Source organism: Pseudomonas sp. R45(2017), assembly GCF_002112305.1.
GTDB lineage: Bacteria > Pseudomonadota > Gammaproteobacteria > Pseudomonadales > Pseudomonadaceae > Aquipseudomonas > Aquipseudomonas paraglycinae.
Genome location: NZ_NEHH01000002.1, coordinates 318561 through 331266 on the forward strand (window position 1 = coordinate 318561; position 12706 = coordinate 331266).

At 59.5% G+C, this 12706-nt stretch carries 12 protein-coding genes; 6 read left to right on the forward strand and 6 right to left on the reverse strand.

What is annotated here, in order from left to right:
- Positions 1 to 6 precede the first annotated feature (6 nt).
- From CAF74_RS05775 to CAF74_RS05785, 3 genes are read right to left on the reverse strand one after another with little or no spacing between them, the layout of a single operon-like run.
- Complete coding sequence (locus tag CAF74_RS05775; protein ID WP_085745626.1) at positions 7 to 1008, reverse strand: NAD(P)H-quinone oxidoreductase; 1002 nt, start codon at positions 1006 to 1008, stop codon at positions 7 to 9.
- Complete coding sequence (locus CAF74_RS05780; RefSeq protein WP_085745627.1) at positions 1005 to 1343, reverse strand: carboxymuconolactone decarboxylase family protein; 339 nt, start codon at positions 1341 to 1343, stop codon at positions 1005 to 1007. Before CAF74_RS05780 ends, CAF74_RS05775 begins: the two co-directional genes overlap by 4 nt.
- A 10-nt stretch (positions 1344 to 1353) precedes the next feature.
- Positions 1354 to 2790, reverse strand: a complete 1437-nt coding sequence (locus tag CAF74_RS05785; protein ID WP_085745628.1) for an NAD-dependent succinate-semialdehyde dehydrogenase — start codon at positions 2788 to 2790, stop codon at positions 1354 to 1356.
- 192 nt (positions 2791 to 2982) lie between these two features.
- Here CAF74_RS05785 and CAF74_RS05790 point away from each other — a divergent pair, with 192 nt between their 5' ends.
- Positions 2983 to 3909 carry a LysR family transcriptional regulator gene (locus tag CAF74_RS05790; RefSeq protein ID WP_085745629.1) on the forward strand — a complete coding sequence of 309 codons (927 nt, stop codon included), beginning with the start codon at positions 2983 to 2985 and terminating at the stop codon, positions 3907 to 3909.
- A gap of 122 nt (positions 3910 to 4031) precedes the next feature.
- Here CAF74_RS05790 and CAF74_RS05795 read toward each other — a convergent pair whose 3' ends face one another.
- Positions 4032 to 5150, reverse strand: a complete 1119-nt coding sequence (locus CAF74_RS05795; RefSeq protein WP_085745630.1) for an SMP-30/gluconolactonase/LRE family protein — start codon at positions 5148 to 5150, stop codon at positions 4032 to 4034.
- Positions 5151 to 5390: 240 nt separating this feature from the next.
- Between CAF74_RS05795 and CAF74_RS05800 the strand changes: the two genes are divergently transcribed.
- From CAF74_RS05800 to CAF74_RS05810, 3 genes are read left to right on the forward strand one after another with little or no spacing between them, the layout of a single operon-like run.
- The gene (locus tag CAF74_RS05800; protein WP_085745631.1) at positions 5391 to 6212 is read left to right on the forward strand and encodes an ABC transporter substrate-binding protein; all 822 of its coding nucleotides are present in this window, start codon (positions 5391 to 5393) and stop codon (positions 6210 to 6212) included.
- A complete protein-coding gene (locus CAF74_RS05805) occupies positions 6209 to 7054 on the forward strand; it encodes an amino acid ABC transporter permease (RefSeq protein WP_085745632.1) in 846 nt (281 codons plus the stop codon). The genes CAF74_RS05800 and CAF74_RS05805 overlap by 4 nt, the downstream gene beginning before the upstream one ends.
- A gap of 35 nt (positions 7055 to 7089) precedes the next feature.
- Positions 7090 to 8478: an LLM class flavin-dependent oxidoreductase gene (locus CAF74_RS05810; protein WP_085745633.1), complete on the forward strand. Its 1389-nt coding sequence runs from the start codon at positions 7090 to 7092 to the stop codon at positions 8476 to 8478.
- Positions 8479 to 8480: 2 nt separating this feature from the next.
- On the opposite strand, the gene CAF74_RS05815 is transcribed toward CAF74_RS05810, so the two are convergent.
- A complete protein-coding gene (locus tag CAF74_RS05815; protein ID WP_085745634.1) occupies positions 8481 to 9188 on the reverse strand; it encodes a cupin domain-containing protein in 708 nt (235 codons plus the stop codon).
- A gap of 61 nt (positions 9189 to 9249) precedes the next feature.
- Entirely contained in the window at positions 9250 to 10104 is an 855-nt protein-coding gene (locus tag CAF74_RS05820; protein WP_085745635.1) for a GNAT family N-acetyltransferase, read from the reverse strand.
- A 592-nt stretch (positions 10105 to 10696) separates the two neighbouring features.
- Between CAF74_RS05820 and CAF74_RS05825 the strand changes: the two genes are divergently transcribed.
- Positions 10697 to 11365 carry a haloacid dehalogenase type II gene (locus CAF74_RS05825; RefSeq protein ID WP_039768553.1) on the forward strand — a complete coding sequence of 223 codons (669 nt, stop codon included), beginning with the start codon at positions 10697 to 10699 and terminating at the stop codon, positions 11363 to 11365.
- Between the two features lie 32 nt (positions 11366 to 11397).
- Positions 11398 to 12672, forward strand: coding sequence for an FAD-binding oxidoreductase (locus CAF74_RS05830; protein WP_085745636.1), 1275 nt, complete (start codon positions 11398 to 11400; stop codon positions 12670 to 12672).
- Positions 12673 to 12706: the final 34 nt, after the last annotated feature.

The window sequence follows — 12706 nt, forward strand, 5'->3', positions numbered from 1 at the left end:
GGTGTGTTACGGCGAATCCTCCGGACGCATGGTCAGGATAATTTTTCCGACATTCTCTGAAGACTCCATTCGCCGGTGAGCATCGGCAGCCCGCGCCAGCGCAAATGTGCTGTCCACCACCGGTTCCAGGCTCCCTGCGCCGTCGAAGCGATCGAGCCAATGCTCACGGAAGCGCTGGATCATGGCGTGCTTTTCCGGTTGTGTGCGGGATTTCATCACCGTGCCGATGATTTGCAGATGCCGATAGAGGATGTGTTCGAGCTCCACGCTTACCTGGCCGCCACCGCCGAGAATCCCGACTTGCACCAGTCGGCCACCGTGAGCAAGCGAGGCAATGTTGCGTGCGAAGTAGGGTTCGCCGATGAAGTCGATGACAACATCGACCCCTCGACCCTCGGTCTTGTCGGCAATGACTTGGGCGAAGTCCTGGGTCTTGTAGTCAATCGCGACGTCAGCCCCCAGATGTTCGACACGCGATAACTTACAGCCCTCTGTGGTGGCATACACCGTGGCGCCGGTGGCGTAGGCCAGTTGCACGGCTGCGGAGCCGACACCGCCGGCCGCCGCATGAATCAACACCGAGTCGCCGGACTTGAGGCGAGCCAGGTGCATCATCGCTTCATGGGCGGTGACGAACACCTCCGGGATAGCCGCTGCGTGTACATAATCCAGTTGCGCGGGGATCGGCATGGCCATGCGGTAGTCGATGCGCGCCAGTTCGGCATAGGCGCCACCGCCAACGACGCCCATCACTCGGTCTCCTGCGGCGTAGCCGGTCACTTCGCTGCCTGTCTGGATCACCTCGCCAGCGATCTCCAGTCCGATGATCAGCGAGTCACCGAAATTCGGATGCCCATAACCACCGGTGCGATGGGTCAGGTCGGCACGGTTCACGCCAGCGGCGTAAACCCGCACCAGAAGGTCGGTGGGGCGGACTTCGGGGTTGGGCGCATCGACGAGTTCCAGGACATCTGCGGCGCCGAATTCTCTGATGTTGATCGCTTTCATAGCGGGTTCTTCTCCGAGTCGGAAAACGTGGCATTGGCGATGGCCGATGCAGTGATGGCGCCGGGAAAACCCACATAAAACGCCAGGTGGGTAATCGCTGCGGCAATTTCGTCCAGGCTGACGCCGTTGGTGATTGCCCGGCGCAAGTGAGCGGGCAATTCTTCTGAGTGACCGCCGGCGATCAACGCCGCCACGGTAATCAGGCTGCGGTCGCGGAGTGACAAGGCAGGATCGGCCCAGATCTGCGGATAAAGCGTTGCGTCGACGAAATCCGACAGCTTGGGCGTGAAGGCCCGGGCCGCTTCGCGAGGACTGCTGAAATTGATCGTGGACATGGGAGCTCCCTTAAACCTGACTGATGAATTTGTGGGTGAGGTAGTGCTCGATGCCTTCAACACCGCCTTCGGAGCCGTGACCACTTTCTTTCATGCCGCCGAACGGAAGCTCGGTGGCGACGATGCGGTACTGGTTTATCCCGATCATTCCGGCTTCCAGTCCGTCGGCCACGTCGATGGCTGTTCGTGCATTGGAAGTGAACGCATAGGCCGAAAGGCCATACGGCAATCGATTCGCTTCTTGCAGGCCGTCGGCCAGCTCGTCGAAAGGCATCAACACGGCGATGGGGCCGAAAGGTTCTTCGTGCATGATTCGGGCGTTCATGGGCACGTCTGCCAAAACGGTGGGCTGGAAGAAAAAGCCGTCTCCGGGAAGCGCCTCGCCACCGACCAAGACCCGTGCGCCTTTCTCGACGGCATCGGCTATCAATTGCTCCATCTTGACCAACTGCCTTGGGTTGGCGAGCGGTCCGACCTGAGTCTGTGGATCGAAGCCGTCGCCGATTTTCAGGGCTTTGGTGGCCGCGACGAAGTGATCGACAAACGCTTGATAGGCGCCACGCTGAACGATGAACCGGGTCGACGAGATGCACACCTGGCCGGTCCCGCGAAAGCGGTTCGCGACACCCTCTACCGCGGCTTTTTCGATGTCCGCATCTGCAAATACCAACACCGGGCCATGACCTCCCAGCTCAAGGGTAATGGGCTTCACGCCCTCGGCGGCGCGGGCCGAGAGCAACCTTCCAATGGGCACGGAGCCTGTGAATGTCACTTTTCGAATGATCGGAGAAGCAATGAGCTGGCTGGACACCTGATCCGGTACGCCGAAGACCACTTGCAGCACGCCTTTGGGCAGGCCTGCGTCGTCCAGCGCCCGTGCCAGGGCCAGCGCGGTGGAGGGACTTTCTTCTCCGGGTTTGAGAATCACGCTGCAACCCGCCGCCAGGGCCGCCGACAGTTTGCGGGCAGGCGTGATGGCCGGAAAATTCCACGGCGTGAAAGCTGCGACCGGGCCAATGGCCTGGCGTTTGACCAGTTGCAGTACACCGGGGCGGTTGGCAGGTACAACACGGCCGTCGATGCGCCGAGCGCTTTCGGCGAACCATTCGAAATACTCTGCGGCTCGCACCACTTCATCCATGCTTTCGCTCAGTGGCTTGCCTTCTTCCAGGGTCATCTGCGCTGCAATGTGCGGGGCTCGTTCCAGGATCAGATCGGCGGCGCGCTTGAGGATTTTCGCGCGCTGGTCCGGCACCGTCTGCCGCCATTGTTCGAAGCCCACTCGGGACACTTCCAGGGCGCGGTCGAGGTCGCCGGCAGTGGCGAGGGGAACACGTCCGATTTCACGCCCGGTCGCAGGGTTGACGACGGCTGCCGTAGAGCGACCTTGCGCATCGATCCATTCACCACCGATGAAAAGATAAAGCTGATCGTAGGAGTTGTTCATGGTGTGGCCTTTGGTTGGTTGTCAGGGACGGGCAAGCGCTCCGTGAAACCAAGTCTATGGAAGGTGAGTCGCTTGATTTAGCCGGCCACGAGGGAATCATTGTTGTCCCCAGAGGTAATATCGGGGGCCAGGGGGGAGGGTGTAGCATCCGCACTTGTCTCGAGCGGATTGCAGGTCTGAAGGACGATCAGGATGGATAAACTTTCAAATATGTCGGTGTACATAAAAGTGGTCGAGATGGGCAGTTTCACGGCCGTTGCGAACCATCTGGACTCCACTGTCGGCAATGTCTCACGCGCCGTCTCGGCACTTGAAAATGTGCTCGATGCGCGTCTGTTGCAACGATCTACCCGACGTCTTTCGGTGACCGACGCGGGTCGTCGGTTCTACGAGCGATGCATCAAGATCCTGGCTGACCTGGAAAGTGCAGAAGCCGAAGCGAGCAATGCAGCCTTGAAGCCCAGAGGAACCTTGCGCGTGCACTGCGTACCTGGACTCGCTCGGCACCTGGTGACCGGCGCAGTGCTGGCGTACCGCAATGAATTTCCGGACGTCACCGTGGATTTGATGCTCTCGCAACGCATGCCCAACCTGCTCGAGGACCAGTTGGATGTCTCGATCCTGATTGCTCGTACGCTGCCGGATTCAGCGTATGTCAGTCAGAAGATCGGCGTCAGTCATTGCGTACTGGCAGCGTCGCCCGAATATCTGGATCGACACGGAACCCCGACCACGCCTGACGAACTCAGCGCTCATCAATGCTTGCTGCTGGGAACGGTGGACTATGTGCGGGATGAGTGGCAGCTCAAGAGCAAAGCAGGTGACGCGACCTTCGTTCCCACCGGACCGAGCTTCAGCGTGAATGACATGGACGCGATGGCTATTGCCATTCGGGAAGGGGCCGGAATCGGCTTGTTGGCCGGATTTACTGCCATCGATGATTTGCGCTGCGGAAAACTGGTGCGGGTTCTGCCTGACTACCATACGTATGAGCGAAACGTGTATGCGGTCTACACGTCTCGACAGTTCGTCGATGCCAAGATCACACGCTTTATCGACAGTTTGAAGGACCGCGTCGGTAGTCAGCTGGCAGCAACGGCTCAGGAACTTATCGGTTGAAAGACCGCAGGCAGCCTCGTTGATTCAGGGATGGCGAGCGGGATTGAATGCCGCGCATCCCTGGCTGCGCGGCGAGATATTGTTTCGATACTCACGAAGCGACCGCGAGATGAACGGCGTTTTTACACAGCGAACGTAGTCCCGCGAGTATTCACAAAAAGCGAGTAGATCGAGTGACTGCTTGCCATGAACAGCCTGTTCCCTTCGCGCCCCCCGAAGCACAGGTTCGGGCAGCGCTCTGGCAGCGAAATATGGCCGATGGCCTTGCCCTGTGGATTGAAAACACGCACGCCGTCGAGTTTTTCCAGATCGGCCCTGGGATCACCATTGCCGCCCCAGCCGCACCACAGGTTGCCCGCTTCGTCGCACTTGATACCGTCGATTGCAGCGTAGTCCAGCCCCTCGATGTGCTTGCGGCGCTCGCCCAGTGCGCCGTCTTCCTTCACGGCAATGGCCCAGATCAGGCGATTGGGTTTGGCGCGACCTTCGACGACATACAGGGTTTTCTCGTCGGGAGAAAAGCACAGACCATTAGGGCCGTTAAGGTCGTCGATGACCCGGGTGACCTTTCTGCTCTCACCGTCGATGCGGTAAACGGCGTGGGGTTGGCTCGGGGTGATTTTGTGGCCTTCGTAATTGTTGCCGGTCTGGAATGGCGGATCGGTAAACCAGATTGATCCGTCACTTTTGCAGACGATGTCGTTGGGCGAGTTGAAGGGCTTGCCCTCGAAACTGTCGGCCAGCACGGTGGTCGTGCCGTTGTACTCGGTGCGAGTGATGCGGCGGCCTTCGCTGGTGGTGGTAGAGCCTTCGCAGACGATAAGCCGCCCTTGGCGATCCCGGCACATTCCGTTGGAGAAGTTCGAGTGCTCACGGTACACGGTGAAGGTCTCGGTGATTTCGTCCCAACGCATGATGCGATTATTAGGGATGTCGCTGACCAGCAAATAGCGGCCATCACCGACCCAGACCGGTCCTTCGGCCCAGCGCATGCCGGTGGCGAGTTTTTCCACACTGGCGTTGAAAATACGCAAGTCGAGGAAGCTGTCGTCGAGGATGTGAATCAGTGGATCCGGGTAGCGTTGACTCAACGGTTCGGTGGCTTCAGCGAGACTGGGCAGCAAGGCAGAGCCGGTAGCGAGCGTGGCGGAAACAGCGAGGGATTTTTTCAGGAAGCTGCGGCGGGTATTGCCCTTTACCTGTTCGAGGCTTTCAGGCTTGGCGGACAGGGATGAGTCCATGTAGCAATCTCCGTGGTTTTATTTTTGTAGGGAGGCGTACTAATAACCTGTGATAGGACATCGTACAAGTTAATCGTTTGCTTGCCCCTACAGAGCTTGGAGTGGAGCGCGCTTTGCTTAAGGGTGAGGTCTGGAATCCATATAGCCCAAGCGCAGCTTTTTATTCCCAAAACGAAGTTCATATTAATTTTATAGTGCGTTTTAATCTAATCAGGTTTTTCCTGATTGGAGCATTCGCACTTGAAGATCCCGACACATTTGACACTTGGCCTGGCGCTCGCCGTCAGTTGCGCTGCAGCATTTGCGGGGCCAACCCTTGATCGCGTGACGCAAAAAGGTGAACTCACCGGTGTCCTGATGGAGAGTTACCCGCCGTTCTCTTTTCTCAATGACCAGAACCAGCTCGACGGCTTCGATGTGGATGTCGCTAAAGCTGTGGCCGAACGGCTTGGGGTCAAGCTGAAACTTGAAACGCCTTCCTGGGACGTGATTGCCGCCGGGCACTGGAACGGTCGATACGACATCTGCGTGTGCTCGATGACGCCGAGCAAGGCGCGGGCCGAAGTGTTCGACTTTCCCGTGGAGTATTACCAGTCACCGGCGGTGATCGTGGTCAATGAAAAGGACAAGGACATTGCCACTGGCAAGGACTTGTCCGGCAAAAAAGTCGGTGTGATCAGTGCGTCGACTTATGAGGCCTATCTGAACAAGGATCTGGTCATTGAAGGCGCCGAGGACAAACCGTTGAGCTATCCGTTCGACAATGTCCAGATCGCGCCTTACGACAATGAAACCGTCGCCTTCCAGGATCTCGCACTGGGTACCGGCGTGCGCCTGGACGCCATGGTCACCAACCTGATCACCGCGCGTGAACGCATCGCTCAGGATCCGCGCTTCAAGATTGCCGGAGATCCACTGTATGCCGAACCGAACGTCGTGGCGGTCGAAAAAGGCGATGCGCAATGGAATGCGAAAGTCACCGAGGTCATCGCACAACTCAAGACTGACGGCACGCTGAGCAAAATATCCCGCAAGTGGATCGGTTCTGATATCAGCCAATGACAGCAATCAATCCGCATCCGGCCAAAGTGGCTGTCAGCCCGCAAAAGCAGCCGCCACTGACACGTCAGCTGTTCGGCTTTCGCACGCGCCTGTATCTGACGTGGGCGGCGCTGTCGGGTCTGGGCGTGTGGTTTTTCATGCGCTTCGATCTGAAGTTTTCGATCATTCTGGAGAAGTGGCCAAACCTGGTCGGCCTGCATTTGGGGCCGAACGGGTTCTTGCAGGGCGCTGCGCTGACGATATTTCTGTGTTTCTGCTCGATCTGGTTTTCGTTATTGCTGGGCTTTGTCACCGCGTTGGCCAGGCTGTCGAGCAGCGCCGTGGCGTTTGGTATCGCCAGCTTCTACGCCTCGTTCTTTCGCGGCACGCCGTTGTTGATCCAGATCCTGTTGATCTATCTGGGGCTGCCGCAGCTGGGCGTGGTGCCAGGCGCGATCAGCGCCGGGATCATCGCGCTGTCGCTCAACTACGGGGCTTATCTCAGTGAGATTTTTCGTGCCGGCATCCTCGCGGTTGCCCCGGGTCAGCGCGAAGCAGCCGCCGCACTGGGCCTGAGACCCGCCGCAACATTCATCCATATCATCCTGCCGCAAGCCATGCGCACGATCATTCCGCCGACCACCAGCCAGTTCATTTCGATGCTCAAGGACTCGTCCCTGATTTCGGTCATGGGTGTTTGGGAAGTGATGTTTCTGGCGCAGTCGTACGGGCGTTCGTCCTACCGTTACATTGAAATGCTGACCACCGCAGCCGCCATCTATTGGCTGTTATCTATCGGTCTCGAACTGATCCAGCATCGCCTCGAACGCCATTACGGCAGAGGCTTCAAGCATCAGCGCTGAGCCATTCCGTTGAATGATTTCTTGCAGGAACCAAGATGTCCGATCCTAAACCTCTGCTGTTTGCACTCTATGAACAAGCCAGCGTCGGGTGCGGCGGTGCGCCGAGTCTGTGGACGCACCCGGCTGACGAACGCCTGGCGATCAACTCGCTGGGCTACTGGTCAAACCTGGCGCGGATTGCTGATCAGGCGCACCTCGATATGTTGTTCTTTGGTGATGTGCTGGGCTTCTACGATGTGCTGGGTGGCAACGCCGATGCGGCAGTGAAATGGGCGGTGGAAGCACCGGCCAACGATCCGTTGATGATCATTCCGGCGTTGGCGGCCGTGACGGAAAACCTGGCATTTGGTGTCACGGTGACCACCAGTTATGAGCACCCGTTTACCCACGCCCGGCGCTTCAGCACGCTTGATCACCTCACCAATGGGCGAGTGGGCTGGAACATCGTCACCTCTTACCTGTCCAGCGCCGCCCGCAATTTCGGGCTGGAGCAAATGATCAAGCATGACGATCGCTATGAGCGCGCCGAAGAGTTTCTCGATGTGGTGTACAAACTGTGGGAAGGCAGTTGGGCCGATGACGCCGTGGTTGCCGACAAGGCCCGCCAGCTGTATGCCAGAGGCGACCGGGTGCGCCCGATCAATCACGAGGGGGCGCACTATCGCGTGGCCGGGCCGCACCTGACCGCTCCGTCTCCGCAGCGCACACCATTGCTGATTCAGGCGGGCTGGTCGGGACGCGGTCGAGAGTTCGCCGCCAAGCACGCGGAACTGATCTTCATCGCCAAATCCAACCCGCAGGAAATCCGTCAGGGCCTGGAAGACATCTGGGCCCAGGCTGAGGCGCGGGGGCGTCAACGTGAAGACGTGAAATCGTTGACGGTACTGCGCATCGTCACGGCCAAAACCGAAATCGAAGCCCAGCGCAAATACGACGAGTTGCAAAGCAACTATCACTTGCAGGCACAACTGGTCAGTTACGCCGGCGACACCGGCATCGACATCAGCCGCTACGCCGACAGCGATGCACTCTCGACGCACACCGAAGGCCTGACCTCTTATGTGATGCGCCCCGATGGCAGTGGCAAGCCGCTGACGGCGGGTGATGTGAAAAAGCGCTTCGCCAGCGTTACCCGTGGCAGCGACCTGATTCTCGTCGGAACACCGCAGCAAGTCGCCGATCGCATTGAAGAACACGCGCGAATTTCCGGCACCAGCGGCTACATGCTCAACCCGTTGATCAGCCCAGGCAGCCTTGAGGACTTTGTCGAACTGGTGATTCCCGAACTGCAAAAGCGTGGGCTGTACCGGACTCAACCGCAAAGCGGCACCTTCCGTTCGCGGTTACGGGCAGATCACTCCAGCCACCTGCCAGCCTCGGCCTATGGGGCTTCGTTCCGCTTCGACAAGGCGCTTCATGGCTGACGCTATTTGACCGCATACACTTTGCGTACATAGCGCGTGTTTTTCCACGCGCACGGTGCCCCGCGCGCAACAAACACGCTGTCGCCGGTATTGACGGTCACGCTCAAACCCTCAGGCGTCTGCAACGTTACGCTGCCTTCGATCAGGTACATCAACTCATTGAGCTTGTGCGGGCGACCGTGACGTTCATAGGGCGTCGAGTCCCACACGCCGACACGCAGATCGGTTGTGGCGTCTTCGAAGGCATTACGTGACCGGCATTGCGGTGTCGGACCGATCAGAATCTGTTGCTCCGGCGCGGCGGAGGGAGACAGGTGTGCCAGCGGGTCAAGCAACGTCAGGCCGGGTGTCGCGGCTCCGCTGGCCATGGCGCAAAACGCCCACCGGGTGCCGGTCTGTGCTTCGATCCGCACGTCCGTGCCCCGGCCGATGACCGCGCTGGCGCCGACGGCCAGTTCCAGCGTCCGCTCCCGGGTTTTCAACGTCACATGCCCCGCATGGACTACGATCACCTCGGTGTGCGGGAAATCCTCGATATCAAGGCTTGCGCCTGCTTCGACGATGCCTGCAGATATGCCGTCGCTCCCTGACCAGGCAACCTGACGTCCGGTCGGGAAAGGGTCTGCGGCGTTCAAGGGTTGCTGTTTGAAAGCGGTGTCGACGCGACTGCCATCGGCACGAGCCAACAGCATGATGCAAGGTTCGGACATACGGGTGAAGCTCCAGGTCTTGAGGGGATTTCTTGGGGGGCGACCAGCGCCAGCGCGATAGTCAGCCGATGGCTTGAGTGACCAGGGCAAACTGCCGAACGCCATTGTTTGCTTGCGGTGCTGCACCGCGGGACATTTGTGCCACGGTGTCTACTTTCTTCAGGCCGGCTGCTTCCAGCCAGTCGGAAAGGCCACAATCCGCTGGAATATCAATGCGCACAAAGGCATCCGGTATCCCGGCCAGCAATGTGGCGATCAGGTGTTGGGCTTGCTCAAGGTTTTCGGCGATCAGCGGGCCGATGCAACGACCGCGACCGAATGGGCGCAGCAGGGCGAAGGCCTGCAACTGACCGTCACGCACAATGCCCACCGAATGCTCGACGACGGCGAACAGATCGGTAAGCACCGCTCGCCGATCCAGTCCGCTCCCGGCATTGGCCAGTTCCAGCACCCGCGCATGATCCGACTCGCGCAATGGGCGGCATTCTTCACCGTCTGCCAATGGCCCGGGCACGGGGGCTTGCGCCTGGCCCTGGTGCTGCTGAATCCGGCCAAACTCGACAAAACCCTGACTGGCGTACAGCGGTGCGCCGGCCACGGTTGCATTCAATATCGCCGTGCTTGACTGGCAAGCCTGCAGCGCGTGTTCCATGAGCTTTCGCCCGATGCCCTGGCCCTGGTATTCGTCACTGACAATGACCAGGCCAATGGTCGTGAAATCACCTTGCGGGCAGGCAAACGCGGTGCCGATCAAACGCTCGCCATCGAGTACGACAAAGCCCTTGCTGACCCGTTGCAGCATGGCCCAGTCGTCAAGTCGATGGGGCCACTTCAATTGCACGGACAGTGCATGAGCCTTGGGCAGGTCGTCGGCAGTCATCGGCCGATAGACGTAGGAAGGGAGCGGGGTGGACATGGCGATTCTCCGATCAAGAGTGTGCGCTGGCGCCGGGTTTTGCGGCGAGGTGAAGCCTGTATCCCATCTAGATGAAAGCCTGACAAGGGGGCAGGGAATATTCGGCAGATTCCGCGAAGCACGGTCCCGAAGACCACACTTACTACTTAATCCGGGCCTTGTGTCGGCAGCAAATGCTTGGGCCTTTTTACCCTATAAAAGGCTTGTACCGAGTCTCGTCGCTCAGGCGCAGGATGTAGGTTCAATCGCCTCGATTCAGAACCGGGCTGACAGGCGCCGCAGCAACTGATGCCAAGGCTGCGATGGGGCGCAGTTTCTGCGGGCAAAGTCGCTGTCGGAAATCAAAAGCGCCAGATAAAGGCCCATAAGTGCGCATAAACAGGGGCTTTGCCCAAGGCTGGAGCGCACCGCAAAGTCTGCTGAGTGGAATGACCAAAACGGTGATTTGTATCGAACGGAGGTCGCTTTTAACGCCATCTGCTGATTTCACGGTGTTGTAATGACGGTGTGCTGCAGCGTTGCATCGCTACTGCGCAAACCAGGCAAGTGCTTGTAGCGCCATTGACCTCAACGAACTTCAGGAACGCACTCAATGAGCTTTCTTCGCCCCAAATTCATTACCTTCGACTGCTACGGAACGCTGACCAATTTCCACATGGGCACAATGACCCGCGAACTCTTCGCCGATCGCGTTCCCGCTGAGCAGATGGATCAGTTCGTCAAGGATTTCTCGGCCTATCGCCTGGATCAGGTCATGGGCGACTGGATGCCGTATGACGAGATTCTCAAGACCGCTCTGGCGCGTACCTGCAAGCGTTGGGGAATCGAATACCGCGAAGAAGGCCAGCTGTATTACGACGCCGTTCCGACCTGGGGCCCGCACCCGGACGTACCGGCCGGCCTGTCGAAAATCGCCGACAAGATTCCTCTGGTGATTTTCTCCAACGCCAGCAACAGCCAGATCATGTCCAACGTCGAAAAACTCGGCGCACCTTTTCACAAAGTCTTCACGGCCGAACAGGCACAAGCCTACAAACCTCGTCTGGCGGCGTTCGAGTACATGCTCGACAACCTCAACTGCGGCCCGGAAGACATCTTGCATGTGTCCTCCAGCTTCCGTTACGACCTGATGCCGGCCCACGACATGAAGATCAAGAACAAGGCCTTCGTCGCCCGTGGTCACGAAGTACCGGGCAACGCCTTCTACAGCTACCACCAGATCCCGGACATCGGCGGTCTGGCCGCACTGGTCGGCCTGTAACGACATCCTCATTGGCAAAGGCGGGATTGAACATGGGCAGTGAATCCTACTGGCTCGACAGCGCACCGGCCTTCACCGGCGCACAGCTCGGCGGTTTGCCCGGGCAAGTCGATGTGGCCATCGTCGGTGGCGGTTTCACCGGGCTGGCGGCGGCCCGGGCCCTGGCGCTCAAGGGCGCCAGTGTGGTGGTGCTGGAGGCCGGGCGGGTGATCGGCGAGGCTTCGGGACGCAATGGCGGGCAGTGCAACACGGGGGTGGCGCAGGATTACGCCAGCCTCAGCACCAGCCTCGGTGCCGACCGGGCGAAAGCCTATTACCAGGCTTACGAAAGTGCCGTGCAAAGCGTTGTGTCGCTGGTCGAGCAGGAGCAGATCGCCTGTGACCTGCTGCGCAACGGCAAGCTGAAACTGGCGGCAAAACCGTTGCACTACGAAGGCCTGGCCCGCACCTGCGAGCTGATCCGCAACGAAGTCGATGCCGATGTTGAATTGCTGTCTGCCGAACAGACCCGCACCGAAGTCAACTCTGCGCAGTTCCATGGCGGCCTGTTGCAGCGCAATGGCGTGCAGATGCACGTCGGGCGTTTCGGCATCGGTCTGGCAGAAGCGGCGGTGCGTCACGGTGCACTGATCCATGAGGGCACCTCGGTGCTCGACTGGAAAGCCCGGGCCGGCGGTTATCAGGTCAACACCAGCAAGGGTTCGCTGCACGCCGGGCAGGTTCTGCTGGCGACCGGTGCCTGTCAGCACGGTAGTCTGGGCTGGTATCGGCGGCGAATCGTACCGGTGGGCAGTTTCGTGATTGCCACCGAGGTCCTGCCGCGGGCGTTGATCGATCAGTTGCTGCCGGGGCGCCGCGCTTATGTCACCAGTCGAATGATCGGTAACTACTTCCGCCTGACCCCGGATAACCGTTTGCTGTTTGGCGGGCGCGCGCGGTTTGCCATGTCCGACAGTGTCAACGATGCCAAGAGCGGCAAGGTGCTGCAGGCGGCGATGGTCCAGATGTTCCCGCAACTGGCCGGCGTCAGGATCGATTACTGCTGGGGCGGCCTGGTAGACATGACCTCCGACCGTTTGCCGCGAGCCGGCCAGCACGGCGGCGTGTTCCACTCGATGGGTTACAGCGGCCACGGCGTGCAGATGTCGGTGCACATGGGGCAGGTGATGGCCGATGTGATGGCCGGCAATGCCGAGGCCAACCCCTGGCGTGAACTCGACTGGCCGGCGATCCCCGGGCATTTCGGCAAGCCGTGGTTCCTGCCTTTCGTGGGCGCCTATTACCGCTTTCAGGACTATTTGCATTGAGCTGATGCTGTGGCTTTACCGTCGTTTGCGTTTC

What these genes read in the sequence shown, in the direction of transcription:
- CAF74_RS05810 (WP_085745633.1), top strand. Translation starts at nt 7,090, where the DNA reads ATGTCCGATCCTAAACCTCTGCTGTTTGCACTCTATGAACAAGCCAGC.
- CAF74_RS05805 (WP_085745632.1), top strand. Translation starts at nt 6,209, where the DNA reads ATGACAGCAATCAATCCGCATCCGGCCAAAGTGGCTGTCAGCCCGCAA.
- CAF74_RS05830 (WP_085745636.1), top strand. Translation starts at nt 11,398, where the DNA reads ATGGGCAGTGAATCCTACTGGCTCGACAGCGCACCGGCCTTCACCGGC.
- CAF74_RS05790 (WP_085745629.1), top strand. Translation starts at nt 2,983, where the DNA reads ATGGATAAACTTTCAAATATGTCGGTGTACATAAAAGTGGTCGAGATG.
- CAF74_RS05820 (WP_085745635.1), bottom strand. Translation starts at nt 10,104, where the DNA reads ATGTCCACCCCGCTCCCTTCCTACGTCTATCGGCCGATGACTGCCGAC.
- CAF74_RS05795 (WP_085745630.1), bottom strand. Translation starts at nt 5,150, where the DNA reads ATGGACTCATCCCTGTCCGCCAAGCCTGAAAGCCTCGAACAGGTAAAG.
- CAF74_RS05780 (WP_085745627.1), bottom strand. Translation starts at nt 1,343, where the DNA reads ATGTCCACGATCAATTTCAGCAGTCCTCGCGAAGCGGCCCGGGCCTTC.
- CAF74_RS05815 (WP_085745634.1), bottom strand. Translation starts at nt 9,188, where the DNA reads ATGTCCGAACCTTGCATCATGCTGTTGGCTCGTGCCGATGGCAGTCGC.
- CAF74_RS05825 (WP_039768553.1), top strand. Translation starts at nt 10,697, where the DNA reads ATGAGCTTTCTTCGCCCCAAATTCATTACCTTCGACTGCTACGGAACG.
- CAF74_RS05775 (WP_085745626.1), bottom strand. Translation starts at nt 1,008, where the DNA reads ATGAAAGCGATCAACATCAGAGAATTCGGCGCCGCAGATGTCCTGGAA.
- CAF74_RS05785 (WP_085745628.1), bottom strand. Translation starts at nt 2,790, where the DNA reads ATGAACAACTCCTACGATCAGCTTTATCTTTTCATCGGTGGTGAATGG.